Genomic DNA, 21,186 nt, shown 5'->3' with positions numbered 1-21,186 from the left:
CGACCGGCGCCGCGGCAGAGCGGCGGTCGACTCCGGCCCGGGCGCGCCCGGTCTCTCGCACAGCGACGGATCGCACGATCCGTTTTTCAACCAGAGCCCCGATCGAAAGGAGGTCCCATGAACCGCTTTCCCCATATTTCGCGCCTTGCCTTGTCTGCCGCTGGCCTGCTTCTCGTCGCCGTGACGGCGACCGCGCAAACCGCGCAACCGGCGCCCGGCGCGTCCGCTGCGCCGGCCGCGACCGCGACGCGCATTCACGAAGCCGACCAGGCCTTCATCACGGACGGCACGAAGACCGTGTCGACCCAGCACGACGCGGCACGCATCGCCGATTCGCGCACGTCGGACAGCCAGGTCAAGGCGTTCGCGCAACGCGTGTCGACCGACGATGCAAAGATCATCCAGGCGATGCGCGCGGCAAGCCCGCGCGGCGTCGACGTGCCGGCCAACGACCCGGACACGACCGTGCTGAACAGCATCAAGAGCCTGCGCGGCGCCGAGTTCGACAAGGCCTATATCGAACAGGTCGCGCTCGCCGGCCAGCAGAAGGCGATCTCGGCGTTCCAGGCCGAAATCGCGTCGGGCCGCGACACCAAGCTGAAGGAAGTCGCACGCCAGGCGCTGCCGATCCTGCAGGCGCACTACGCGGACGCGCAGAAGCTCGCGCAGCGTCATCACCTCGCATCGGCGCAGTAAGGCGATGCAGCGCCGCGCATCATGCGCGGCGCACCGTTTCCTCCGCCGTCGCGCTGCCGCCTCCCCTGCCGGCGGCGCGACGCACGTCGAGCGTCCCGCGTTACGGGTTACGTCGCCAGCTTCGCCTCGAGTCGCGCACGCACTTCCGGCCATTCGTCGTCGATGATGCTGAAGCGCACCGAGTTGCGCTTGCGGCCATCCGGCATGATCCGTTCGTGGCGCACGATGCCCTCCTGTTTCGCACCGAGCCGCAGGATCGCCGCGCGCGATTTCTCGTTCAGCTCGTCCGTCGTGAACTGCACGCGCACGCATTGCAGCGTGTCGAACGCATAAGCCAGCAGCAACCACTTCGCTTCGGTATTCGCGCGCGTACGCTGCGCCGATTCGCTCAGCCACGTATGACCGATCTCGAGCTTGCGATTCTTGCGATCGATTTTCCAGAAGCGTGTACTGCCGATTGCACGGCCCGACGCGCGATCGACGATCACGAACGGCATCACGGTGCCGGCCGCTCTCCCCTGCAACGCCGTGTCGATGTACGCGTCGACCGTCTGCGCGCCCGGCACGACCGTGACCGTGAGGTTCCACAACTCGCCGTCGGCCGCGGCGTCCAGCAGCGCCTGCCGGTCGGATACGTCGAGCGGGCGGAGGACGACACGCTCACCGGCGAGGGTCGGTTGCTCTAGGAAAGACGATGCGTCGGTCATGACGGGATTCCGGAAAACGAGGACGATGGCGGCGAAACGACCATCATACGGCGGCGCCGCTAGCCGAGGAGTGCGGCCAGCCGGCGGCGGATCGCCTTCGCTTCGCCGCGCAGCGCATCGGCGAACGCATCGACGAGCAGGCTCTTCGGCCGGTGCTCGGGCACGACCACGCTGACCCGGTACGGAAACGAGCGCGTCAGCGGCCGCACGTGCAGGTCGCGCCCGACGAAATCGAGCGCCGTGAGCGGGTTGACGATCGCAGCCCCGAGCCCTTGCCGCACGAACGCACACACCGACACCGCCGACGGGGTGTCGACCACCGAACGCGGCGCGACGCCGAGCTGCGCGAATGCCTCGTCGATCAGGATGCGGTACGGATCGTTCAGCGACAAGCTCACGAACGGGCGGTCGGCGAGATCCGGCAGGTCGATCGCGTCCTGCGCGAGCAGCGGGTGGCCGTCGGGCAGCACGCACACCTCGTCGACTTCGAGCAGCGGCGTGAGTACGGTGCCGGCCGGCGCGACGTCGCGCTCGGTCAACCCGAGGTCGTAACGTTGGGCCGTGAGCCACTCCTCCAGCACCGGCGACTCCTGCGTCGCGACCGACACGCTGACGCCCGCATGCGCCCCGTGAAAGCGCCGGCACGCACCGGGCAGGATCGCGTGCGAGAACGCCGGCAACGCGATCACCGACAGTTGCCCGTCGCGAAACTCGCGCAGGCGCGCGGCCGTCGCCGCGACGCGTTCGAGCCCCACATACGCGAGCCGCACGTCGTCGAACAGCGTGAGCGCGGCCATCGTCGGCCGCAACCGGCCGTGCGCGCGCTCGAACAACGTAAAGCCGACGACCTGCTCCATCCGCGCCAGCTCGCGGCTGACGGTCGGCTGCGACGTGTACAGCATTTCGGCTGCGCGCGTCGTGCTGCCGGTGACCATCAGCGCGCGAAAAACCTCGATATGACGGTGCGTCAGCATGATCGTATATATCAAAAATGAATCGAATATCGATAGATAGGCATTTTACCGTATAGCCAATCAGGCGCATCATCCGGTTATCCGTTCATTCGATCCGATTCATCCGCCATGTCCCTCGATTCCCGCCAGCTCGCGACGCTCGCGCAGCAATACGGCACCCCGCTGTGGGTGTACGACGCCGACGTCATCCGCAACCGCATTGCCCAACTGCGCCAGTTCGACGTGATCCGCTATGCGCAGAAGGCGAATTCGAACGTCCATATCCTGAAGCTGATGCGCGAGGAAGGCGCGTGTGTCGACGCCGTGTCGCTCGGCGAGATCGAACGCAGCCTCGCGGCCGGTTTCAGCCCGGGCGGCGAGCCGGAAGGCGTCGTGTTCACGGCCGACCTGATCGATCGCCCGACGCTCGCGGCGGTGCTCAAGCATGGCGTGACCGTGAACGCCGGTTCGCTCGACATGCTCGCGCGCATCGGCGAGCATGCGCCCGGCCACCGCGTGTGGCTGCGCGTCAATCCCGGTTTCGGCCACGGCCACAGCAACAAGACCAACACCGGCGGCCCGCAGAGCAAGCACGGCATCTGGATCGACGACGTGCCGCGCGCGATCGAGATCGTGCGCCAGTACGGGCTGAAGCTGGTCGGCATCCACATGCACATCGGTTCGGGCGTCGACTACGGCCACCTGTCGCAGGTGTGCGACGCGATGGTCGATCTCGTCACGTCGCTCGGCCACGACATCGACGCGATCTCGGCCGGCGGCGGCCTGTCGATTCCGTATCGCGACGGCGAACCGCGTGTCGACGTCGATCACTACTTCAGCCAATGGGACGCCGCGCGCAAGCGGATCGAACGGCATCTCGGCCACCCGGTGCGCATCGAGATCGAACCGGGCCGCTTTCTCGTCGCCGAAGCCGGCACGCTCGTCACCGAAGTACAGGCCGTCAACCGTCGGCCGAAACACGATTTCGTGCTGATCGACGCGGGCTTCAACGACCTGATGCGCCCGTCGATGTACGGTAGCTATCACGCGGTATCGGTGCACGCGCACGACGGCGCGCTGCCCGCCGGCCGGCCGCTCGTCGATCTCGCGATCGCCGGGCCGCTGTGCGAATCGGGCGACGTGTTCACGCAGGATGCCGGCGGGGTGGTCACGCACCGCAAGCTCGCGCAGCCGCAGATCGGCGACCTGCTGTTCCTGCACGACGCGGGTGCGTATGGCGCGTCGATGTCCTCGAACTACAACAGCCGGCCGCTCGCGCCGGAAGTGCTGGTCGATCGCGGTACGCCGCGACTGATCCGCCGCCGGCAGACGATCGGCGAATTGCTCGCGCTGGAGACGTTCGAGTAACACGCGTACGGCGTGACGAACGCCAACGGCCAGGCTTGCCGCTACCGGCAGCCTGGCCGTTTTGCTTCGGGCCGGGTCTACGATCGCGATCGTGCGCATCGGCAGCCATCGCGTTGCCGCCGGCCTCGCATCGGGTAACGTCGGCCCGATGCGCGGCACGCCGCCGCGCCTGCCTCACCCCGCGCGCTGCACGGGCGCCATCTTCGAGAAGTACTTCGCACCCGCCACGCAGCCGACCACCACGACCGTCACGACGACCATCGACGGCGGCACCGTCTCGTGCAGCAGCCCCGCCGCGAGCAGCAAGCCGAAGAACGGCTGCAGCAACTGCAACTGGCCGACGCCCGCGATCCCGCCGAGTGCAAGCCCGCGATACCAGAACACGAAGCCGATCAACATGCTGAACAGCGACACGTACGCGAGCCCCCACAGCGCGGCGGCGTCGACGCCGTCGAACGACGCGGGCCAGGTCAGCCACGCGAGCGGCAACATCAGCGGCAGCGACAGCACCAGCGCCCACGAGATCACCTGCCAGCCGCCGAGCTGGCGCGACAGCCGCGCGCCTTCCGCATAACCGAGCCCGCACGCGACGATCGCGGCCAGCATCAGCGCATCGCCGAGCACCGACGCCTGCCCGCCGTTGCGCAGCGCGAACGCGGCCACCGCGCCGCTGCCGACGATCGAGAAGATCCAGAACGGCAGCCGCGGCCGTTCGCCGCCGCGCCACACGCCGAACAGCGCGGTCGCAAGCGGCAGCAGCCCGACGAACACGATCGCATGCGCCGACGTCACGTGCTTCAGCGCAAGCGCCGTCAGCAACGGGAACCCGACCACGACACCGAGCGCGACGACGGCCAGCGACACGGCCTCGGCACGCGACGGCCGCTTCTGCTTCAGCACGACGAGCAGCAGCAGGCCGAGCGCACCGGCGATCGTCGCGCGCGCGAACGTGAGGAACAGCGGGTCGAGCCCTTGCACCGCGACACGCGTCGCGGGCAGCGAGCCACTGAAGATGATGACGCCCAGCATGCCGCTGAGCCATCCGTCGGTCGTCTTTTGCACGGTCAACCCTGAATGGAAGATGGATGACCGATGATCCGCCGTCGGCAAAAACGGCGTAAGCTACAGCCCAATACAATTCAGACAAACTGTACTGAACAACCGGCCGTACAGTTCATCGTTCACCATGAGCCATTCCGCCCCGATTCCCGCTCCGCCCGCGCCGTCGCGCACGCGTGTGGAAACCGTCATGGATACCCTGCGCGCGCGGATCGCGAGCCGTGCGCTGATGCCCGGTGCGCGCGTGCCGTCGATCCGGATGATGGCCGACGCCCTCGGCGTGTCGAAATCGACGGTCGTCGATGCGTACGAGCGGCTCGCGAGCGAAGGCGTGCTCGTCGCGCGGCGCGGTTCGGGCTTCTACGTGTCGGGCCACGCACCGCCGCTCGCGCTCGCCGAGCTGGGCCCGCGCCTCGATCGCGAGCTCGATCCGCTGTGGCTGTCGCGCCAGTCGCTCGAAGCGGCGCCGACGTCGGTGAAGCCCGGCTGCGGATGGTTGCCGTCGTCGTGGCTGCCCGACGAAAGCCTGCGTCGCGCGCTGCGCGCCGTGTCGCGCGACGAATCCGATGCGCTGACCGACTATGCGACGCCGCTCGGCCTGCCCGCGCTGCGCCAGCAGCTTGCATGGCGGCTCGCGCAGCACGGCGTGCACGCGGAACCCGCGCAGATCATGCTGACCGACGGCGGCACGCACGCGCTCGACCTCGTGTGCCGCCTGCTGCTGGAACCTGGCGATACCGTCGTGCTCGACGATCCGTGCTACTTCAACTTCCAGGCGCTGCTGCGCGCGCACCGCGCGCGGATCGTCAGCGTACCGTTCACGCCGAACGGCCCCGATCTCGTGCGCTTCGAGCAAGTACTCGCCGAGCACCGGCCGCGCCTGTACATCACCAACGCGGCACTGCACAACCCTACCGGCGCGACGCTCGCGCCGCCCGTCGCGCACCGGCTGCTGACGCTCGCGGCCCAGCACGGGCTGCTGATCGTCGAGGACGACATCTTCGCGGATTTCGAGAGCACGCCCGCGCCGCGCCTCGCGGCGTTCGACGGACTGTCGCGCGTCGTGTCGATCGGCAGCTTCTCGAAGACGCTGTCGGCCGCGATCCGCTGCGGCTATGTCGCCGCGCGCCCGGAATGGATCGACGCGCTCGTCGACCTGAAACTCGCGACATCGTTCGGCAACGCGCAGATCGGCGCGAACGTCGTGCACCGGCTGCTGATCGACGGCACGTACCGACGCCATCTCGACAGCCTGCGCGCGCGTCTCGCGGATGCGATGGGCGAAACGATCCGGCGCCTCGCGCGAGCCGGCCTCGCGATCTGGACGGAGCCGCGCGGCGGGTTGTTCGTGTGGGCGCAATTGCCGGACGGGCTCGACGCCGCGCGCGTCGCGCGCCACGCGCTGGACCGCGACGTGGTGCTCGCGCCCGGCGACGTATTCAGCGTGTCGCGCAGCGCGACGTCGTACATGCGCTTCAACGTGTCGCGCTGCAAGGGGCCCGCCGTGTTCGATGCGCTTGCGCGGGCAATGGACGCGGCGCGTGGGGTGGAACGCGGCGGCGCGGCGGCGGATGCCGGCGGCCGGGTGCTGGCCGGCAAGTGACGCGAACCGGCCGTGCCGCGGCGGGATGCCCCGCCGCCTGCGTCACGCCTCCCCCGCGTGCGCCCTCGCCCGCACCTCGGCGAACGACGTATCGACGAGCAAACGCCCGGTGTCGAACACCGTCTCGAGCGCCTCGTCCCATTCGCCTTCCAGCGCACGATCGTCCCACGCAACCGGCAGCGTCACCGTCCGATACTCGCCGGTGCGGCGATTGCGCAGCAGCGTGAGCTGCCCCGCCTTGGAGCGCTTGCCCCGATCGGTGACCGGGTCCTTGCGGACGTCGTGCCACACACCGCCGCGCCGCACGGCCGAACACTTCATCGCAAAGCGCTGCGTATCGCGGTTCACACGCTGCAACAACGCGCCGCCCATGCCGAATACGACGTTGCCGGCCGCGTAGCCCGCCTCGTCGAGCGCGACGAGGATCGCTTCGATCGACTGCTCGTCGACGCCGTCGCCCTGGATCACGCGCACGCGGTTCAGCACGCGCCGCCCCTTGCCGTTCACGGTCGAACCGAACGACGCATCGAGCGCCCGCACCGTCTGCAGCACGATCGTCACCGGGTCGCCGGAATCGGGGCGCACGACGAGCGTCGCGCCCGAATCGATCACCGACTGCCGAAGTTCGCCGCCCCACAGATCGAGTGCGGCAAACAGATCGTAGGAGTCCGACACGACCGATACGATCGCGCCCGGCAACCCGAAGCGGCCGATCATGTTGCGGTACGCATCGGCCTCGCCTTCGCGCCCCCAAGACGTGATCGTGCTGTGCTCGGCCGCCGGCACCGAATAGGCGGCCATCGGCTCGCGATAGAAGCGGTTCGCGGCCAGCACGCCGAGCACCGTGTCCGAACCCATGAAGCTCACGAGGTGCGCGGCGCCGCCGATCGCGGCCGATTCCGCGCTCGACACGCCGCGCGCGCCGAAGTCGTGCAGCTTGAACGGCAGTTGCGCGAGATCGTCGTCGGTCCTTTCGAGGAAGCGGCGAATCGTTTGGCGCACATGCCAGCTGCGGGTCGCCACCGTCACCGGATACCAGATGCGCAACAGCATCGTCTCGAGATACGACGCGAGCCAGAACACCTGCGGATCCTCGCATTCGACCGTCATCAGCACGTTGTGCACCGGCACGATCGAACCCTCCGGCACCGCGCGGATCTTCACCGGCAGGTAGCCGTCGTAGTGCTCGACGATATGGCGCCATCCTGCTTCGTCGAACGGCTCGCCATGCACGGCGAAGAAATCGCGCGCGTCGTCGATCATCGCGTGCGTGACCGGCTTGCACAGATATTCCTTCAGCAGCATCTGGAGGCCGAAGAACAGCGTGCGGTCGTATCGGCCGCCGCGCGATTCGACGTACGAGAACATCGCCGACGCGTCCGGCGGATATTGGAGGAAGTGGGAAGCCTTGTACGAATCCGTATTGAGAATCGGATTGGAAAGAACCGCGGCAAAGCCGCCGGGATCGTTTTGCATGGCTAGAGCTCCTCTAGGCCGTTGAAGTGCCGCCGCGTCTGTCGCGGCGGACCGAATGCGGGGAATCAGCGCGTCACAGCTTCCCCAGGAAGTGATACGCGATGTCGAAGTGATCCTCGAACATCACGTTGCGCATCTGCGCGAATTCGTTGAGCGGAACCCAGCGCGCCTTGTCGGCGTCGTCGCTGCCCTTCACGCGCGGCAGCTCGCCGGTCGGAAAGTTGAACAGGCACGCATGCGTGATCGTGCGGCCACGCAGCGACCGCGTCGGGTGATCGAACACCTGCCGATCCTTGATCGAGCCACGCAGCACGGGCTCCGGCAGCTTGAGGCCGGTTTCCTCGCGTAGCTCACGGATGCATGCGGCATCGAGCCGCTCGTCCTGGTTCACGAATCCGCCCGGCAGCGCCCACAGGCCGCGGCCCGGTTCGCTGCGGCGGCGCACGAGCAGGATATGCCCGGAGTGCACGACCACCGCATCGACCGTCACGAACGTGACGGGATACGGCGCAGCGGCCCAGGCCTTGCGGTACGCGGCAATGAATTCCGCCTCGGACTTCAGTTGCGCGAACTCCGGCTGCGTACGGAAACGCTCGAGCCAGCCGAACACGGGTTCCGGCACGGCCCACTGCACGAAGCTGTTGGTTCGTTCGGCGAAATACTGGTCGCGGATCTCGGTGGCGGAAATGTCTTCCGTCGCGTCGACGTCGACGAGCTCCCATTGCGGGAACATCCGCAGGTAATACGACGTGGCGTCCTTCTCGTGGCCGATGAGCCCGACCTTGCGCTGCGCGATGTCGCCGAGCGTGGACGCGACGGCCTCCTGCACCCAGCGCACCCAGTCGCCGTCGTTGTAGGTCGAATCCTGCAGCGGCGCGATCGTCACGCGATCGCGCTCGGACGCGTCGAGCAGCGAAGCCAGCATCTGGCGGCGCTCGTCGAACGAGAACGGATCCTTGATGGTGCGGGGCTTGTCGGTCGACCCGATCAGCACGCACACGCGCTCGGCCCGGCTCAATGCCGACTTCAGCACGTTCAGGTGACCACGATGCGGAGGCTGGAAACGACCAATGAAAACGAGCGCGTCGAAGCGCCGGTTCTGTTGCGTACTCATGAGGCTCCCTCAAGAGATTGAAACGCTCCGGGTCTGTCCCGAAGGGTTGGAATGAATCCTAGGGTAATTCCCGAGATGCGTCAATCGAGTGTATTCGAGCACACGCTCGACTTGACGAAGTCTGACGAAACACGTGTTTTTGGCGCAGTACACTCGATCGCATCCCAATCCGCGCCGCTGGCGCCCGCCCTCATGAGGATCTCAGTCAGCCGGACCGTCGGGGTCGATCGCAGGCGCCTGTTCACGTGGTCGCAGGATTACGGACGCCGGCTCGTGTGGGACAACTTTCTCATCGATGCGTATCTGCTCGACGGAACGACCGCCGATGTCGGCGTCGACGCGTTCTGTCGCAGCCAGTCGGGCGCGACGATGGTGTCGCGCTACATCTCGTACCGTCCGCCGCAGGTCGCCGCCGTCGAAATGGTCGAAGGGCCGAAGGTGCTCGAACGCTTCAGCGGCAGTTGGAACTTCACCGAGCACACGCCCGGATCGACCGAGGTGAAGTTCACGTACCACTTCCGTGCGCAGCCATCCTGGCTGCGCTGGCTGCTCGAACCGCTGATCGGCGCGTTCTATCTCGTGCAGACGCGCCGGCGCCTCGATTCGTTCAAGCGCTGGGCCGAAGCCGAAGCGCTGCCGCGCTGACCGGCGCACCGCCGGCCGCAGGCTGCGCACGTGCGATCCGGACATACGCACGACACCGTCGACGCCATGCTCGCCGCCCCGCGCGACCGGCCCGAGCGTCGGCTTTCGGCCGGTGCGACAACTGCCGTGTCGTCATTGCAGCGGCACCACCACCCGCTATAATCGCGCGACATTCCGACTGCATTGAGCAGGCCGACGATGGCGCGCCGATCGACGCGCCGTACGCCCTTCTCGACAACAACAATGACGCATCGAACCCTCCGACGCCTTCGCCCGCTCGTGCGCGCCGCCGCGCACGTGCTCGCGTGCGCCCCACTGCTCGGCGCACCGCTGGCGCTGCACGCGGCCGACACCATCGACACGCCGGCTACCGGGCCCGCGACCGGGCGCTATATCGTCGTCGACACCGGTCATACGCCGGCGCATCCGGGCTCCACCGGTGCGAGCGGCCGCGTCGAATACCTGTACAACCTCGACCTGTCCGGCGCGGTCGCCGACAAACTCGCCGCGCATGGCGACCGCGTGCTGCGCACGTCGGCGGACGGCCGCGAGATCGCGCTCGATCGGCGCTCGACGCAGGCGCCCGATGCGAACCTGTTCGTGTCGATCCATCACGACTCGATGCAGCAGCAGTTCATCGACGCGGGCCGGCAACGCGAATTCCGCGGCTTCTCGGTGTTCGTGTCGGCGCGCAATCCGCACTACGCGCAGAGCCTGCGTTGCGCGAAGGCGATCGCCCAGCGGCTGGTCGCGGCCGGCGAACGGCCTTCGCTGTATCACGCGCAGCCGATCCGCGGCGAGAACCGCCCGCTGATCGATCCGTCGCTCGGCATCCATCGCTTCGACGATCTCGTCGTGCTGCGTACCGCGCCGATTCCGGCCGTGCTCGTCGAAGCCGGCGTGATCGTCAATCCGGACGAAGAAGCACGGCTCGCGCGGCGCGAGACGATCCAGCGCCTGTCCGCCGCGATCGCCGGCGGCATCGACGCATGTACGACGCCCGAATAAACGACGTCATCGCCCGTCGGATTCGACGGTTTTCACCCAGCCAGGAGCATCACCATGAAGAAGAATCTGCTCGCCTCCTCCGCATTGCTCGCGCTCGCCGTTCCGTTCGCCGCACATGCGGCCGGCTGCGGGAAGCCGCGCAGCGCGTTCGACCAGGTGTATTGCACGAGCACGCAGTTCTCGCAGTCCGACCGCGATCTCAACGACGAATACGGCCGGCTGCGCAAGCAGTTGAGCGGCGATCAACAGGCGACGCTGAAGGCCGGCCAGCTCGCGTGGCTGAAACAACGCGACGCGCAGTGCAGCGAGGCGCGCGGCAGCAGCTACCTCGTCGATATCCAGTGTGCGAACGACATGACGCAGTCGCGGCTGTCGTTCCTGCGCGAGCGTGAGCGCGAATGCTCGAGCACCGGGTGCGTGACGTCGAAGCTCGGCGAGTAAGGTCGGGCAGTCACACGGCATACTGCAACCGATCACACGGGGAACGCATGGCACCGAACACGACGACGATCGACATCCGCGCGGCCACATCCGCCGACGCACCGACCATCGCCGACATCCACGTCGCGTCGTGGCAGGCCACCTACACGGGTATCATGCCGGCCCCGTTCCTCGCCGGTCTCTCGGTCGAAAAACGCACGATCTTGTGGCGCGGCGCGCTCGACGCCGGTCGCCCGCGTGTCGCGCTCGCATTCACAGGCGACGACGCGGCAGGCTGGATCGCCTATGGTCCGACGCGCGATGCCGACAAGGATCATGCGTGGGGTGAAATCGAAGCGATCTATCTGCATCCGTCGCATTGCGGGCAAGGCATCGGCGCGGCGCTGGTCGAGCATGCATGCCGATCGCTACACGCCGCGGGTCACGCATGGGTATCGCTCTGGGTACTCGTCGAAAACCGTCGTGCAAGAGCATTCTATGAACGGGAGGGCTTCGTCTCCGAAGACGACGTCAAGACCTTCGAGATCGACGGAACGCCGATCGAAGAAGTGCGCTACTGGCGCGCACTTCCTTGACCGGCTTCGTCGACACACGCAGCACTCACAGAAACCACCGATACTCCCGCGCGCCAATCTCGTTGCGAAAATCCAGCTCCTCTTGCCGCTTGTTCTCGCAGTACACCATCACGAACTCGCTGCCGAGCCTGTCGCGCACGGCCGGATGATCCTGCATCGCGGCCACCGACGACAGCATCTCCTTCGGAAAATCGATGCCGCTGCCGCGATCCTCGTTGAGCGGCGCGATCGGCTCGAGCCGCGCATCGAGCCCGTACTCCATCCCGCTGAGGATCGCAGCAAGCACCAGGTACGGGTTCGCATCCGCGCTCGCGAGCCGGTGCTCGATCCGCAGATTGCGTGCGTCCGACTCAGGAACCCGGATGCAGGCGTCGCGATCCTCGAAACCCCAGCTCGCGCGGCTCGCCGCGTTCACCATCGACCCGTAGCGCCGGAACGCATTGTGATTCGGCGCGAACACGGGCATGCAATGCGGCAGCAGCGCGAGGCAGCCGGCCACCGCATGCCGCAACGGCCGCTGTCCGTCCGCCGCCAGCAGGTTGTGCCCCGCCTCGTCGTACAGGCTCACGTGCACGTGCATCCCGCTGCCCGGCGCGTGCAGGTACGGCTTGCCCATGAAGCTCGCGCGATAGCCATGCCGCAACGCGACGCCGCGCGTGCTGCGGCAGAACAGCGCCGACCAGTCGGCCGCGCGCAGCGCGTCGTCGGTATGCCCGAAATTGATCTCGAACTGACCGGGGCCGAGCTCCGCGGTGATCACCGTCGCATCGACGCCCTGCTCGCGCGCGGCGTCGACCATCTCGTGCAGCACGTCGGAGAAGCGCGACAGGCGTTCGATATGCATGTTCGGCTGATCGTCGCGGTCGTCGCTCAGGCGGTCGCGCGGATACTTCGGCATGCCTTGCTCGAGCTGCGCGGCAAACAGGTAGAACTCGAGCTCGAATGCGACGACGGGCCGGATGCCGCGCGCCGCGAACCGTCGCAGCACGCGCGCGAGCACCTCGCGCGGCTCGAATTCGATCGGGGAATCGGTGCCGTCGGAGCTGATCAGCATCTGCGCGAGCGGCTGCCGCTCCCAGCGCACCGGCTTCAGCGTGCCGGGGATCAGGCGGCGCGGCGCATCGGGATCGCCGTCGTTGAAGCAGTAATCGCCGATCTTGTAGAGGCCGCCTTGCGTGCCGAGCAGCACGCAGTTCTGGGGCAGCTTCAGCAGCGCGCCCGACGCGATTTTCTCGAGCGCGTCGATCGGATAGCGCTTGCCGTAGAAATGCCCGGGGAGATCGAGGCAGATCAGGTCGACATAACGGATCTCGGGATGCGCCTGCCGGAATGCGCGGACTTCACCGACCAGCGCGGGAACGACGTCAGCCATGTCTCATCCTTTCCATGTCTCGTACGGCGGCGCCGCAGCGCGGCGAACCGGGTTCATGCGGCGCACGTTGCAACGCATGCCGCAGGTCGATCAGTACTGCAAACAGGCTGCGTGGCGCGGCGGCCTCCGACATCGCCCGCCCCGCCGGCCACTCAGGTGAACACCCAGATCACGCGGGTCGGCGCATCGGTCAGGTTCGCATACCGGAAGCGCTTGTGCGCGGGAAGCTGAAATGCATCGTTCGGGCCGAGCGTGACCGGCGTGTCGTCGCCGTCGAGCCAGATCGTCAGTTCTCCTTCGAGCACGAAGCCGCCCTGCTCGTCGCTGTCGTCGACCGGCCGCTCGCCGCTGCTCGCGCCCGGCGCGAGATGGCTTTCGAGGATCGAGAAGCGCGAACGCATGTTCGGCGACACGAGGGTGTCGGTAATGCCGGCCGCGTAATACACGGTGCGGCGTTCGTCGGGCCGCGTGACCCACGGCACGCTGCGCGGCTTGCTCAGGCTGTAGAAATACGTGGTCGGTACATCGAGCGCCTCGCCGATCGCGGTGAGATCCGCGACTGTCGGACGCGACAGCCCGCGCTCGACCTGCGACAGAAAGCCGACCGAGCGGCCGATCCGTTCGGCGAGATCGTTCAGCGTGACCTTGCGATGCTTGCGCAGGTCGCGGATCAGGATCGCCAGACTTTCTATCTCTTCCTGTTCGTTCATGATGGATTCCGGTGCAATCAAACGGTATCGCGCAGACGGTACCAGGCCTTGCCGATCGCTTCGAGCGGTGCGGCCAGCCGGTCGCCGCCCGGAAAGCGCGGGTTGCGGATGCGCTGGTACTGCGCGAGCAGGCGGGCGTCGCCGAGCACGGCGTCGGCCACCGCGCGCGCGCCGGCGAGCGTCGGCAGCACGCCGTGCCCTGAAAAGCCCTGCAGCCAGAAACGCTGCCCGTGGCGGCCGATGTCCGGCGTGCGGCGCATGCTGATGTCGATGTGACCGCCCCACGCGTAGTCGAGCGGCACGCCGGCCAGTTGCGGAAACACGCGTTCGAGGTGCGGGCGCGTCGCCGCCGCGATATCGGCCGGGATGCCGCCGAGATACGTGCAGCCGCCGCCGAACAGCAGCCGGTTGTCGGGGCTCAGGCGGAAATAGTCGGGCACGAACTGGTTGTCGATCACGCAGCTATTGCGCGGCAGCAGCGCACGCGCGACGTCGGGCGCGAGCGGCGCCGTCGCGACCTGGTAGGTGCCGACCGGCAGCAGCCGGCGCGCGAGATCGCGATCGAGCCGGTCGACGTACGCATTGCAGGCGAGCACCAGCACGTCTGCACGCACTTCGCCACACGCCGTGCGGGCGACGTGGCCGCCCGCCGTCTCGCGACAGTCGAGCACGCGGCTCCGTTCGAAGATGCGGCCGCCCGCGCGCTCGATCGTCAGCGCGAGGCCGAGCGCGAGCTTCAGCGGGTTCAGGTGGCCGGCCTCCGGATCGTGCAGCGCGGCGAGATAGCGCGTGCCGCCGATCCATTCGGGCATCTCGTCACGCCCGATCACGCGCAGCCGGTCGTAGCCCCACCGCTCGGCCGCCTCGTCGCGCGCCTGCGCCAGCATCGCGACGCGCCGCGGCCGCACCGCGGCCCACAGGCTGCCGGGCCGGTAGTCGATGTCGAAACCGTGCCGCGCCGGCAGTTCGCGCACCTCGGCCGCCGCCCAGCGCATGCTGTCCCACAGCAGGCGCGCGCCGTCGCGGCCGAGCGCATCCTCGAGCGGCTGCATGTCGCACGACCAGCCGAGCAGCGCCTGTCCGCCGTTGCGGCCCGATGCGGCCCACGCGACGCGGCTGGCTTCGAGCACGACGACGCGCTTGCCGGCAAGCGCGAGCCGCAGCGCCGTATGCAGCCCGCTGAAGCCCGCCCCCACGATCAGCACGTCGGCGTCGATGCGTTCGTCCAGCGCCGGCCGATGCGGGATCGGCGCCGGATAGGTACCGGCGTAGTAGCTTGCGACGTGACGGTCGGACTGCACGAACATGCGGGCTCCCGTGAAAATTTCGCCATGAAATTTCATGAAAAACTAGCATGACAATTTCATGCAGGCAAGCGGGGGACCGACGTTCATGCCGTCGGAGGAAATAGTCCGACGAACTAAAGTTGCACTCTGTTCAGGCGAGTTCGAGACTGGAAGGAGCGACTCCGCTCCAGGCCCTTACCGAAGCCGCCCCCAGATTGATCGCCGTCGCCGTCATCGACATCAGCAGCGTCACGCCCAGGCCGGCGGCGAGGTAAAGCACCTCCGCCGCCAACCCTGGGACCGGCTTGAAAACGCCGGGCGGGCCACACGCTTGCTGCGCAACGCCAGGCGCGTGTCTATGCCGCGCGTACGTATAGCCGCCATTGTCCAGCGCCGGAACGCGCGCGGCGCGTCTAAAACCGGTGAATGATGCCCGCACCGAACGCGAACTGGTTCCCGGTCGACGACGGCGCGGAGTTGAACCCGTCACCCAGCGTCGCTGTCGCGTCGACGATGCTGCCCGCGCCGCTCGTGCCGAGCGTCTTGCCCTTCGCGTGCTGATATGCTTCAAGCAGGTACAGCCCCGTGCGCTTCGACAGCGAGTAATACTGCGACAGGTTGAACTGGTGATACTGCGCGCTGTCCGTGATGCCGTTCGCCTCGGTCGCACGCGTGTACGCATAACCTGCGCCGAAATCCCACACAGCCGACGGCTTCCAGTGCAGCACCGCGCCGGCCGTGTTGAAAATCGCGGTGTTGACGAACTTCGACGCCGTGCCCGGGATGTATTCGGTGTTGGTGTACGTGGCCGTCGCATCCCACGCGTCGCTGATCCGGTAGCTCAAGCCCACCGCGAACCGCTGCTGCGCCTTCGCGGTCTGGTAGCCGTTCGTGAGCGCCGACACACCTACCTGCGCGCCGCCGTTCGACGTCGTCGAATTCGCGCCCCACGTGCCGCCGGCCGTATTCGAATTGTTCACACGCTCGAACGCGACGCCGACGCCGAGCGGGCCGGCCGCGTACTGGATGCCGGCTGCCCATGTCGAGCCGGCATTGGTGCTGCCGGCCACGCCGCCGAGCGAATACGAGCCGCTCAGCGTCAGACCGTACCATTTCGGCGACGTGTATTCGAGTGTGTTGTTCGCGCGGTAGATCGTGTCGAGCCCGTCGACGTCGCCCGGGTGCGCGCCGTAGTAGCCGGTGATCCACGTCGTCGGGCTGAACGCCGACATCGTCTGGTAGTACGACGCGTACTGCCGTCCCGCGCTCAGCGTGCCGTAGGTCGCATGGGTCAGGCCGACCCACGCCTGCCGCCCGAACATCGCATCGGTGTACTGCGTCGCGCCGGTGCCCGAGTTGAAACCCGATTCGAGCGTGAAGATCGCCTTCGTGCCGCCGCCGAGATCCTCCGCACCCTTCAAGCCGAAACGGCTGCCGGCCCACACGCCCTGGTTCATCCTGACCACCGACTTCCCGCCGCTCGTCGAGCCGAGCGCCGTCGCGTTGCTCTGGTAGCCGATCCCGTTGTCGACGATCCCGTACAGCGTGACGCTGCTCTGCGCGAACGCCGGTGCGGCCGCCGCCATCGCGATGGCGGTCAGCGCGACCTGTGATGCCTGCTTCTTCATCGATCCGTCTCCTTCCTTGCCTTGTTGAATGTATGAGTTGTCGTGATCAGCGCGTACCGCCGTCGGGTCACGGACGATACGCATGCCAGCCGTTTCCGCCCTTGCAAACGAGTTGCGAACCCTGGGCCTGACATTGCGCTTCGTAACCCGGCGAGTACAGCCGTTCGCCGGCCCAGTGCAGGTCGACGAACGGGTCGGCCTTCGGCGTATCGGCGACGAAGTTCGCCGCGTCGTCGGTGCTGCCCGTGCCCGTGTAGCGCGCGGTAGCCGGATACGGGAACACCGGACGCGTGCGCGTCGCATTACCGTTCCCGTCGACGATCGATGCCACGATCTGGCCCGGCGTCGCGCCCGTCTCGGTCCACGCCATCAGCGGCGACAGGATGTCGAACACGTTCGGCCCCTGCCCGCCGCCGCAGTGCGCAACGCCCGGGAACAAGTAGAAGCGCGCGAAGCGGTCGACTCTTGCGTCGCCCATGTAGCGCTTCATCGCTTCGTAGTACTCGATGCTCGATCGCGGCGAGATATGCTGATCTTCCAGGCCGTGCCACATCAGCAGCTTGCCGCCGCGCCCGGCGAACCGGCTCAGGTCAGGATCGGTCGCGGCCAGGTAGTTCGACACCGGTACCGTCTTCGCGAATCCGTCGAGCGTGAACTTCAGATCGCCGATCGCGGCGGACGGATACGATGCGTTGTAGTAGTCGAGATAGCGCAGGAACGGCAGCACGAAGCCGATCGTGCCGCTCTGTGCAGTGGCAGTCGCCGGCACGAACAGCGTCCAGTTCAGCTCGGAGCCCCATTCGCGCGAGACGAGCGGCTCGAGCCGCGTGCCGTCCGCGGTCGTCGCGCCGTCGTGAATCCGGCGAACGACGTCGGCTTCCTGCGGCGTCAGGCAGGTCGCGGTGGACTGGCCTTGCGCGCAGACGATCGTCGCGGGATCGAACCGGCACGCGCGCGGGTTATCGATCACGCCGTCGATCACGCCATCCAGCCCGTCGCACGCCTTCAGCACGGCCGCGTGCAGCATCGGCAGCTTGCCGGCGAGCAGGATCGCGTTGCCCGTCTTCGGGTCGGTGTTGACCGCGTTCGGCCATGCATGGTGGAACGTGTTCTGCACGATCAGGTCGTTCGCCGGCGCACCGGCGGCGATGCCATCGAAATCGTCGGGAAAGCGCTGCGCCTCCATCAGCGCCTCGCGGCCGCCGTCCGAGCAGCCGTCGAAGTACGCATAGCGCGCGGGCCGTGCATAGAACTTGCCGATGATTGCCTTCGCGACCTGAGCCGTCGCGTGTTCGGCGCGATAGGCGAAGTCGAGCTTCGCCTTCGGGTCGAGTGCCCAGGAGCCGTCGTTGCCCCCTTCGTGGCCCATGTCGGTCGCAGCCATCGCGATCGTCCCGTTCGTCACCGGCACGCACGTCGATGCCATCGGCGCGTTGACGGACAGGTTGCCGCACAGGCCGCCGCAACCCGTCTGCAGGTAACGCTGCGTCCAGCCCCGCGTCGGCAGTTGCAGTTCGAACAGCGACGCGCCCGGGCCGATCGTCCCCTTCACGTCGCACACCGGCGCCGGCAACGTATTGTTACCGACGACCGTGCCGGCCGGCAGCAGCACCGCCGACGTGATCGTGACGGTGCCGTCGGTCACGCCGCTCAGGTCGAGCGCCGCGACCGACGGGCACGACATCGCGGGCATCACCGCGGGAAGATTCGCGAGTCCGGCCGTGCCCGCTGCATTCGCCGCATTCGGCCAGCCCGTCAACGCAGCACACAGCCATACGAGGCCGATCGCCAGCGCCCTGGTCAGTGCATCGCACGTTGCGCGTTTCGCGCGATGCCATGCGCGCCTCATCCACCCTGCCCTGCAGTTCGTCTGCATGCCTGTCTCCTGTCTTTCTGCTGGATATGCCGCTCGCCCGGGCCGGGCTGCGCGGCGAGTTGTATTGATTCTTCGATAGATCGCGCGATCCGGACTGCCACTCACCACTTCATCAGCATAACTAATCTCGTCGCGAGAACCCGTTGCGAAGAACGGTGAATCCCATCCGATTCGTTTATCGATCCGGCCGCATCGGCGTTATGCAGGCTCCATCCCGTGTTCCCGCTTGATGTGTTCGACTTGCGGCGACGCCAGATACGCGAGGAACCGCGTCGCGGCCGCGCGATCGTGCGTGACGGCCAAGACCGCGGCGGCGAACACCGTCACCGCCTGCACCGCGGCGGGCAGCGCGCCGACAACGGCGACGCCCGGCACGTGCATCAGCTCGCTCATCTGCTGAAAGCCGAGCTCGACGTCGCCGGATGCGATCAACGCGCCGACCGGCACGCCCGGAGAGGCCTGTACGATGCGCGGCGCGATCGCGTCGGCGATGCCCCAGCGGGCGAACAGGCGCATCAGGTGCGTGCCGCTCGGCCCGGTCGAATAACCGATCCGTCCGGCGCGCAGGATCGCATCGCGCAACGCAGCTTCGGTAGCGATGTCCGGCCGTGGCGCGCCGCTCGCGACCGCGACCGCGATGCCCGATCGCGCGACGTCCACGCGGCTGCCCGGCTCGACGTGGCCATCCGCCGCGAGTCGCTCGATCGCATCGGACGCGAGCACGACGACATCGAACGGCTCGCCGTCGCGCACGCGTCGGGCGGCGTCGACGCCGCCGACCGACGTAATCGCGACGCGCGTGCCCGTGTCGCGCTCGTAAGCGGCGGCCAGCCGCGCGAGCACCGGCCGCGTCGCCATCGACGAAATGCCCGTGACGGCCACGGCCGCTTCCGGTGCCTGCATCATCGCGTCCGCCCGCATCAGTCGATGTAGCGCAGGCCGGCCTGCCGCAGCGGCTCGCGCATGTCGTACATGTCGAGGCCGAGCACGCCGGACGCGAGCTTCGCGCGCTTCGCCGCTTCGTTCGCTTCCCGGGCCGCCGCCTTCTCGAGCACCTGCGCCGCGCGCACGCCCGGCACCACGGCCACGCCGTCGTCGTCCGCGACGATCACGTCGCCAGGATGAACGAGCGCACCCGCACAAACGACGGGCACGTTCACCGAACCGAGCGTCGCCTTGATCGTGCCTTTCGCCGAAATCGCCTTGCTCCAGACCGGGAACTGCATCGCCTCGAGCACCGCGACGTCGCGCACGCCGGCATCGATGATCAGCGCGTGCGCGCCGCGTGCCTTGAAGCTCGTCGCGAGCAGGTCGCCGAAATAGCCGTCCGTGCAATCCGCGGTGATTGCCGCGACGACCACGTCGCCGGGCCGGATCTGTTCGGCTGCCACGTGCATCATCCAGTTGTCGCCCGGATGCAGCAGCACCGTGACGGCCGTGCCCGACGCCTGCGCACGCGGATAGATCGGCCGCATGTAGGGCTTCAGCAGCCCCGTGCGGCCCATCGCCTCGTGCACCGTTGCCGAGCCGAGCGCGCCGAGCCGCGCCGCCACATCCTGATCCGCACGCTGGATCGTGCGATACACCACGCCGAGTTCGGTCATGATCAAAGCCCCTTCGCTTTCAGTTGCGCATCGAGACGCGGATACACGCGCCGCGCATTGCCTTCGTAGATCTTGTGACGCGCTCGAGCATCGAGCGACGACGCTTCGATGTAGCGCTTCGTGTCGTCGTAGTAGTGACCGGTCTCCGGGTCGATGCCGCGCACCGCGCCGATCATCTCGCTCGCAAACAGGATGTTGTCGACCGGAATCACGCCGGTCAGCAGGTCGATGCCGGGCTGGTGATACACGCATGTATCGAAGAACACGTTGTTCAGCAGATGGTCGTTCAGCAGCGGCTTCTTCAGCTCCTGCGCGAGCCCGCGGAACCGTCCCCAGTGATACGGCACCGCCCCGCCGCCGTGCGGGATCACGAAGCGCAGCGTCGGAAAATCGCGGAACAGGTCGGAGGTCAGGCACTGCATGAACGCCGTGGTGTCGGCGTTCAGGTAGTGCGCACCGGTCGTGTGGAAGCACGCGTTGCAGCTCGTGCTCACGTGGATCATCGCGGGAATGTCGTACTCGACCATCTTCTCGTAGATCGGGTACCAGTAGCGATCCGACAGCGGCGGGCTCGTCCAGTGGCCGCCGGACGGATCCGGATTCAGGTTGATCGCGACGTTGCCGTACTCCTCGACGCAACGCACGAGCTCCGGAATGCAGGTCGCGATATCGACGCCCGGGCTTTGCGGCAGCATCGCGGCCGGTACGAAGCGATCGGGAAACAGTCGATGGACGCGATGGCACAGCTCGTTGCACACGGCCGCCCACGTGCTGGACACCGCGAAATCGCCGATGTGATGCGCCATGAAGCTCGCGCGCGGGCTGAAGATCGTCAGGTCCAGGCCGCGCTCGCGCATCAGCCGCAACTGGTTGTGCTCGATCGATTCGCGCAGTTCGTCGTCGCCGATGTTCAGCTCGGCCACCTTCGGTTGCTCCGACGGACTGCCGAGCGCGGCGATCTGGCGATTGCGCCACGTTTCCAGCGCTTTCGGCGCGGTGGTGTAGTGGCCATGGATGTCGATGATCATTGATGCTCCTGCGTTTGATGAGGTGTCCGGCACCCTG

General features: G+C 67.5%; 21 protein-coding genes. 7 read left to right on the top strand and 14 right to left on the bottom strand.

The genetic code is table 11. The features are described from left to right. The first annotated feature begins 117 nt into the window (after positions 1–117). Complete coding sequence (locus WT24_RS15760) at positions 118–696, top strand: DUF4142 domain-containing protein (protein WP_027781136.1); 579 nt, start codon at positions 118–120, stop codon at positions 694–696. A 107-nt stretch (positions 697–803) separates the two neighbouring features. On the opposite strand, the gene WT24_RS15755 is transcribed toward WT24_RS15760, so the two are convergent. Together WT24_RS15755 and WT24_RS15750 are read right to left on the bottom strand one after the other, a co-directional pair. Continuing rightward, positions 804–1,403, bottom strand: a complete 600-nt coding sequence (locus tag WT24_RS15755) for a GNAT family N-acetyltransferase (RefSeq protein WP_059793387.1) — start codon at positions 1,401–1,403, stop codon at positions 804–806. Between the two features lie 59 nt (positions 1,404–1,462). Beyond that, a complete protein-coding gene (locus tag WT24_RS15750; RefSeq protein WP_059502566.1) occupies positions 1,463–2,377 on the bottom strand; it encodes a LysR family transcriptional regulator in 915 nt (304 codons plus the stop codon). 108 nt (positions 2,378–2,485) lie between these two features. Here WT24_RS15750 and lysA point away from each other — a divergent pair, with 108 nt between their 5' ends. Beyond that, positions 2,486–3,724, top strand: a complete 1,239-nt coding sequence (gene lysA / locus WT24_RS15745) for a diaminopimelate decarboxylase (protein WP_059502564.1) — start codon at positions 2,486–2,488, stop codon at positions 3,722–3,724. Positions 3,725–3,898: 174 nt separating this feature from the next. Here the strand turns inward: lysA and WT24_RS15740 are convergent, their stop codons facing one another. Continuing rightward, positions 3,899–4,786 carry a DMT family transporter gene (locus WT24_RS15740; protein ID WP_059832145.1) on the bottom strand — a complete coding sequence of 296 codons (888 nt, stop codon included), beginning with the start codon at positions 4,784–4,786 and terminating at the stop codon, positions 3,899–3,901. A gap of 124 nt (positions 4,787–4,910) precedes the next feature. Here WT24_RS15740 and WT24_RS15735 point away from each other — a divergent pair, with 124 nt between their 5' ends. Then, positions 4,911–6,386, top strand: coding sequence for a PLP-dependent aminotransferase family protein (locus WT24_RS15735; RefSeq protein WP_060034642.1), 1,476 nt, complete (start codon positions 4,911–4,913; stop codon positions 6,384–6,386). A 42-nt stretch (positions 6,387–6,428) separates the two neighbouring features. On the opposite strand, the gene WT24_RS15730 is transcribed toward WT24_RS15735, so the two are convergent. Continuing rightward, positions 6,429–7,862: a nicotinate phosphoribosyltransferase gene (locus WT24_RS15730; RefSeq protein WP_059793391.1), complete on the bottom strand. Its 1,434-nt coding sequence runs from the start codon at positions 7,860–7,862 to the stop codon at positions 6,429–6,431. 73 nt (positions 7,863–7,935) lie between these two features. Further along, positions 7,936–8,976 (bottom strand): bifunctional nicotinamide-nucleotide adenylyltransferase/Nudix hydroxylase, encoded by a 1,041-nt coding sequence (locus tag WT24_RS15725; protein ID WP_059793393.1) that lies wholly within the window; start codon positions 8,974–8,976, stop codon positions 7,936–7,938. 192 nt (positions 8,977–9,168) lie between these two features. Here WT24_RS15725 and WT24_RS15720 point away from each other — a divergent pair, with 192 nt between their 5' ends. From WT24_RS15720 to WT24_RS15705, 4 genes are all read left to right on the top strand, one after another. Beyond that, positions 9,169–9,621 (top strand): type II toxin-antitoxin system RatA family toxin, encoded by a 453-nt coding sequence (locus WT24_RS15720; RefSeq protein WP_059502557.1) that lies wholly within the window; start codon positions 9,169–9,171, stop codon positions 9,619–9,621. A 243-nt stretch (positions 9,622–9,864) separates the two neighbouring features. Then, positions 9,865–10,629 (top strand): N-acetylmuramoyl-L-alanine amidase, encoded by a 765-nt coding sequence (locus WT24_RS15715; RefSeq protein ID WP_059793395.1) that lies wholly within the window; start codon positions 9,865–9,867, stop codon positions 10,627–10,629. 54 nt (positions 10,630–10,683) lie between these two features. Beyond that, positions 10,684–11,070 carry a lysozyme inhibitor LprI family protein gene (locus WT24_RS15710; RefSeq protein ID WP_059502554.1) on the top strand — a complete coding sequence of 129 codons (387 nt, stop codon included), beginning with the start codon at positions 10,684–10,686 and terminating at the stop codon, positions 11,068–11,070. A gap of 47 nt (positions 11,071–11,117) precedes the next feature. Further along, positions 11,118–11,645, top strand: coding sequence for a GNAT family N-acetyltransferase (locus tag WT24_RS15705; RefSeq protein ID WP_059502552.1), 528 nt, complete (start codon positions 11,118–11,120; stop codon positions 11,643–11,645). A 25-nt stretch (positions 11,646–11,670) separates the two neighbouring features. Here the strand turns inward: WT24_RS15705 and WT24_RS15700 are convergent, their stop codons facing one another. The 9 genes from WT24_RS15700 to WT24_RS15665 all read right to left on the bottom strand — a co-directional run bounded on the left by WT24_RS15700 (position 11,671) and on the right by WT24_RS15665 (position 21,149). Further along, positions 11,671–13,017, bottom strand: coding sequence for a glutamine synthetase family protein (locus tag WT24_RS15700; protein ID WP_060034639.1), 1,347 nt, complete (start codon positions 13,015–13,017; stop codon positions 11,671–11,673). A gap of 152 nt (positions 13,018–13,169) precedes the next feature. Beyond that, positions 13,170–13,727 carry a helix-turn-helix domain-containing protein gene (locus tag WT24_RS15695; RefSeq protein ID WP_060034636.1) on the bottom strand — a complete coding sequence of 186 codons (558 nt, stop codon included), beginning with the start codon at positions 13,725–13,727 and terminating at the stop codon, positions 13,170–13,172. Positions 13,728–13,744: 17 nt separating this feature from the next. Then, positions 13,745–15,034, bottom strand: coding sequence for an FAD-binding oxidoreductase (locus WT24_RS15690; protein ID WP_060034633.1), 1,290 nt, complete (start codon positions 15,032–15,034; stop codon positions 13,745–13,747). A gap of 130 nt (positions 15,035–15,164) precedes the next feature. After that, positions 15,165–15,293 (bottom strand): hypothetical protein, encoded by a 129-nt coding sequence (locus tag WT24_RS35325; protein ID WP_257127496.1) that lies wholly within the window; start codon positions 15,291–15,293, stop codon positions 15,165–15,167. A 133-nt stretch (positions 15,294–15,426) separates the two neighbouring features. After that, positions 15,427–16,641, bottom strand: a complete 1,215-nt coding sequence (locus tag WT24_RS15685; protein WP_060034630.1) for a porin — start codon at positions 16,639–16,641, stop codon at positions 15,427–15,429. Between the two features lie 67 nt (positions 16,642–16,708). After that, entirely contained in the window at positions 16,709–18,517 is a 1,809-nt protein-coding gene (locus tag WT24_RS15680; RefSeq protein WP_060034627.1) for a tannase/feruloyl esterase family alpha/beta hydrolase, read from the bottom strand. A gap of 198 nt (positions 18,518–18,715) precedes the next feature. Then, positions 18,716–19,423 carry a substrate-binding domain-containing protein gene (locus tag WT24_RS15675; protein WP_082742195.1) on the bottom strand — a complete coding sequence of 236 codons (708 nt, stop codon included), beginning with the start codon at positions 19,421–19,423 and terminating at the stop codon, positions 18,716–18,718. A gap of 14 nt (positions 19,424–19,437) precedes the next feature. Next, the gene (ligK, locus tag WT24_RS15670; protein ID WP_059502540.1) at positions 19,438–20,121 is read right to left on the bottom strand and encodes a 4-carboxy-4-hydroxy-2-oxoadipate aldolase/oxaloacetate decarboxylase; all 684 of its coding nucleotides are present in this window, start codon (positions 20,119–20,121) and stop codon (positions 19,438–19,440) included. Between the two features lie 2 nt (positions 20,122–20,123). Then, positions 20,124–21,149 carry an amidohydrolase family protein gene (locus WT24_RS15665; RefSeq protein WP_060034624.1) on the bottom strand — a complete coding sequence of 342 codons (1,026 nt, stop codon included), beginning with the start codon at positions 21,147–21,149 and terminating at the stop codon, positions 20,124–20,126. Positions 21,150–21,186 lie beyond the last annotated feature (37 nt).

The sequence above is a fragment of the Burkholderia sp. MSMB1078WGS genome (assembly GCF_001528895.1).
In the GTDB taxonomy this organism is placed as follows: Bacteria; Pseudomonadota; Gammaproteobacteria; order Burkholderiales; family Burkholderiaceae; genus Burkholderia.
The sequence above is the reverse complement of the archived record's forward strand: the minus strand, read 5'-3'. Positions and strand labels throughout refer to the sequence as shown.

Excerpts from the sequence above, each read along its gene's own strand:
- WT24_RS15705 (WP_059502552.1), top strand. The coding sequence starts at position 11,118 with ATGGCACCGAACACGACGACGATCGACATCCGCGCGGCCACATCCGCC.
- WT24_RS15750 (WP_059502566.1), bottom strand. The coding sequence starts at position 2,377 with ATGCTGACGCACCGTCATATCGAGGTTTTTCGCGCGCTGATGGTCACC.
- ligK (WP_059502540.1), bottom strand. The coding sequence starts at position 20,121 with ATGACCGAACTCGGCGTGGTGTATCGCACGATCCAGCGTGCGGATCAG.
- WT24_RS15690 (WP_060034633.1), bottom strand. The coding sequence starts at position 15,034 with ATGTTCGTGCAGTCCGACCGTCACGTCGCAAGCTACTACGCCGGTACC.
- lysA (WP_059502564.1), top strand. The coding sequence starts at position 2,486 with ATGTCCCTCGATTCCCGCCAGCTCGCGACGCTCGCGCAGCAATACGGC.
- WT24_RS15675 (WP_082742195.1), bottom strand. The coding sequence starts at position 19,423 with ATGATGCAGGCACCGGAAGCGGCCGTGGCCGTCACGGGCATTTCGTCG.
- WT24_RS15755 (WP_059793387.1), bottom strand. The coding sequence starts at position 1,403 with ATGACCGACGCATCGTCTTTCCTAGAGCAACCGACCCTCGCCGGTGAG.
- WT24_RS15720 (WP_059502557.1), top strand. The coding sequence starts at position 9,169 with ATGAGGATCTCAGTCAGCCGGACCGTCGGGGTCGATCGCAGGCGCCTG.
- WT24_RS15665 (WP_060034624.1), bottom strand. The coding sequence starts at position 21,149 with ATGATCATCGACATCCATGGCCACTACACCACCGCGCCGAAAGCGCTG.
- WT24_RS15710 (WP_059502554.1), top strand. The coding sequence starts at position 10,684 with ATGAAGAAGAATCTGCTCGCCTCCTCCGCATTGCTCGCGCTCGCCGTT.
- WT24_RS15725 (WP_059793393.1), bottom strand. The coding sequence starts at position 8,976 with ATGAGTACGCAACAGAACCGGCGCTTCGACGCGCTCGTTTTCATTGGT.
- WT24_RS15695 (WP_060034636.1), bottom strand. The coding sequence starts at position 13,727 with ATGAACGAACAGGAAGAGATAGAAAGTCTGGCGATCCTGATCCGCGAC.
- WT24_RS15735 (WP_060034642.1), top strand. The coding sequence starts at position 4,911 with ATGAGCCATTCCGCCCCGATTCCCGCTCCGCCCGCGCCGTCGCGCACG.
- WT24_RS15760 (WP_027781136.1), top strand. The coding sequence starts at position 118 with ATGAACCGCTTTCCCCATATTTCGCGCCTTGCCTTGTCTGCCGCTGGC.
- WT24_RS15730 (WP_059793391.1), bottom strand. The coding sequence starts at position 7,862 with ATGCAAAACGATCCCGGCGGCTTTGCCGCGGTTCTTTCCAATCCGATT.
- WT24_RS15700 (WP_060034639.1), bottom strand. The coding sequence starts at position 13,017 with ATGGCTGACGTCGTTCCCGCGCTGGTCGGTGAAGTCCGCGCATTCCGG.
- WT24_RS15685 (WP_060034630.1), bottom strand. The coding sequence starts at position 16,641 with ATGAAGAAGCAGGCATCACAGGTCGCGCTGACCGCCATCGCGATGGCG.
- WT24_RS15715 (WP_059793395.1), top strand. The coding sequence starts at position 9,865 with ATGACGCATCGAACCCTCCGACGCCTTCGCCCGCTCGTGCGCGCCGCC.
- WT24_RS15680 (WP_060034627.1), bottom strand. The coding sequence starts at position 18,517 with ATGCAGACGAACTGCAGGGCAGGGTGGATGAGGCGCGCATGGCATCGC.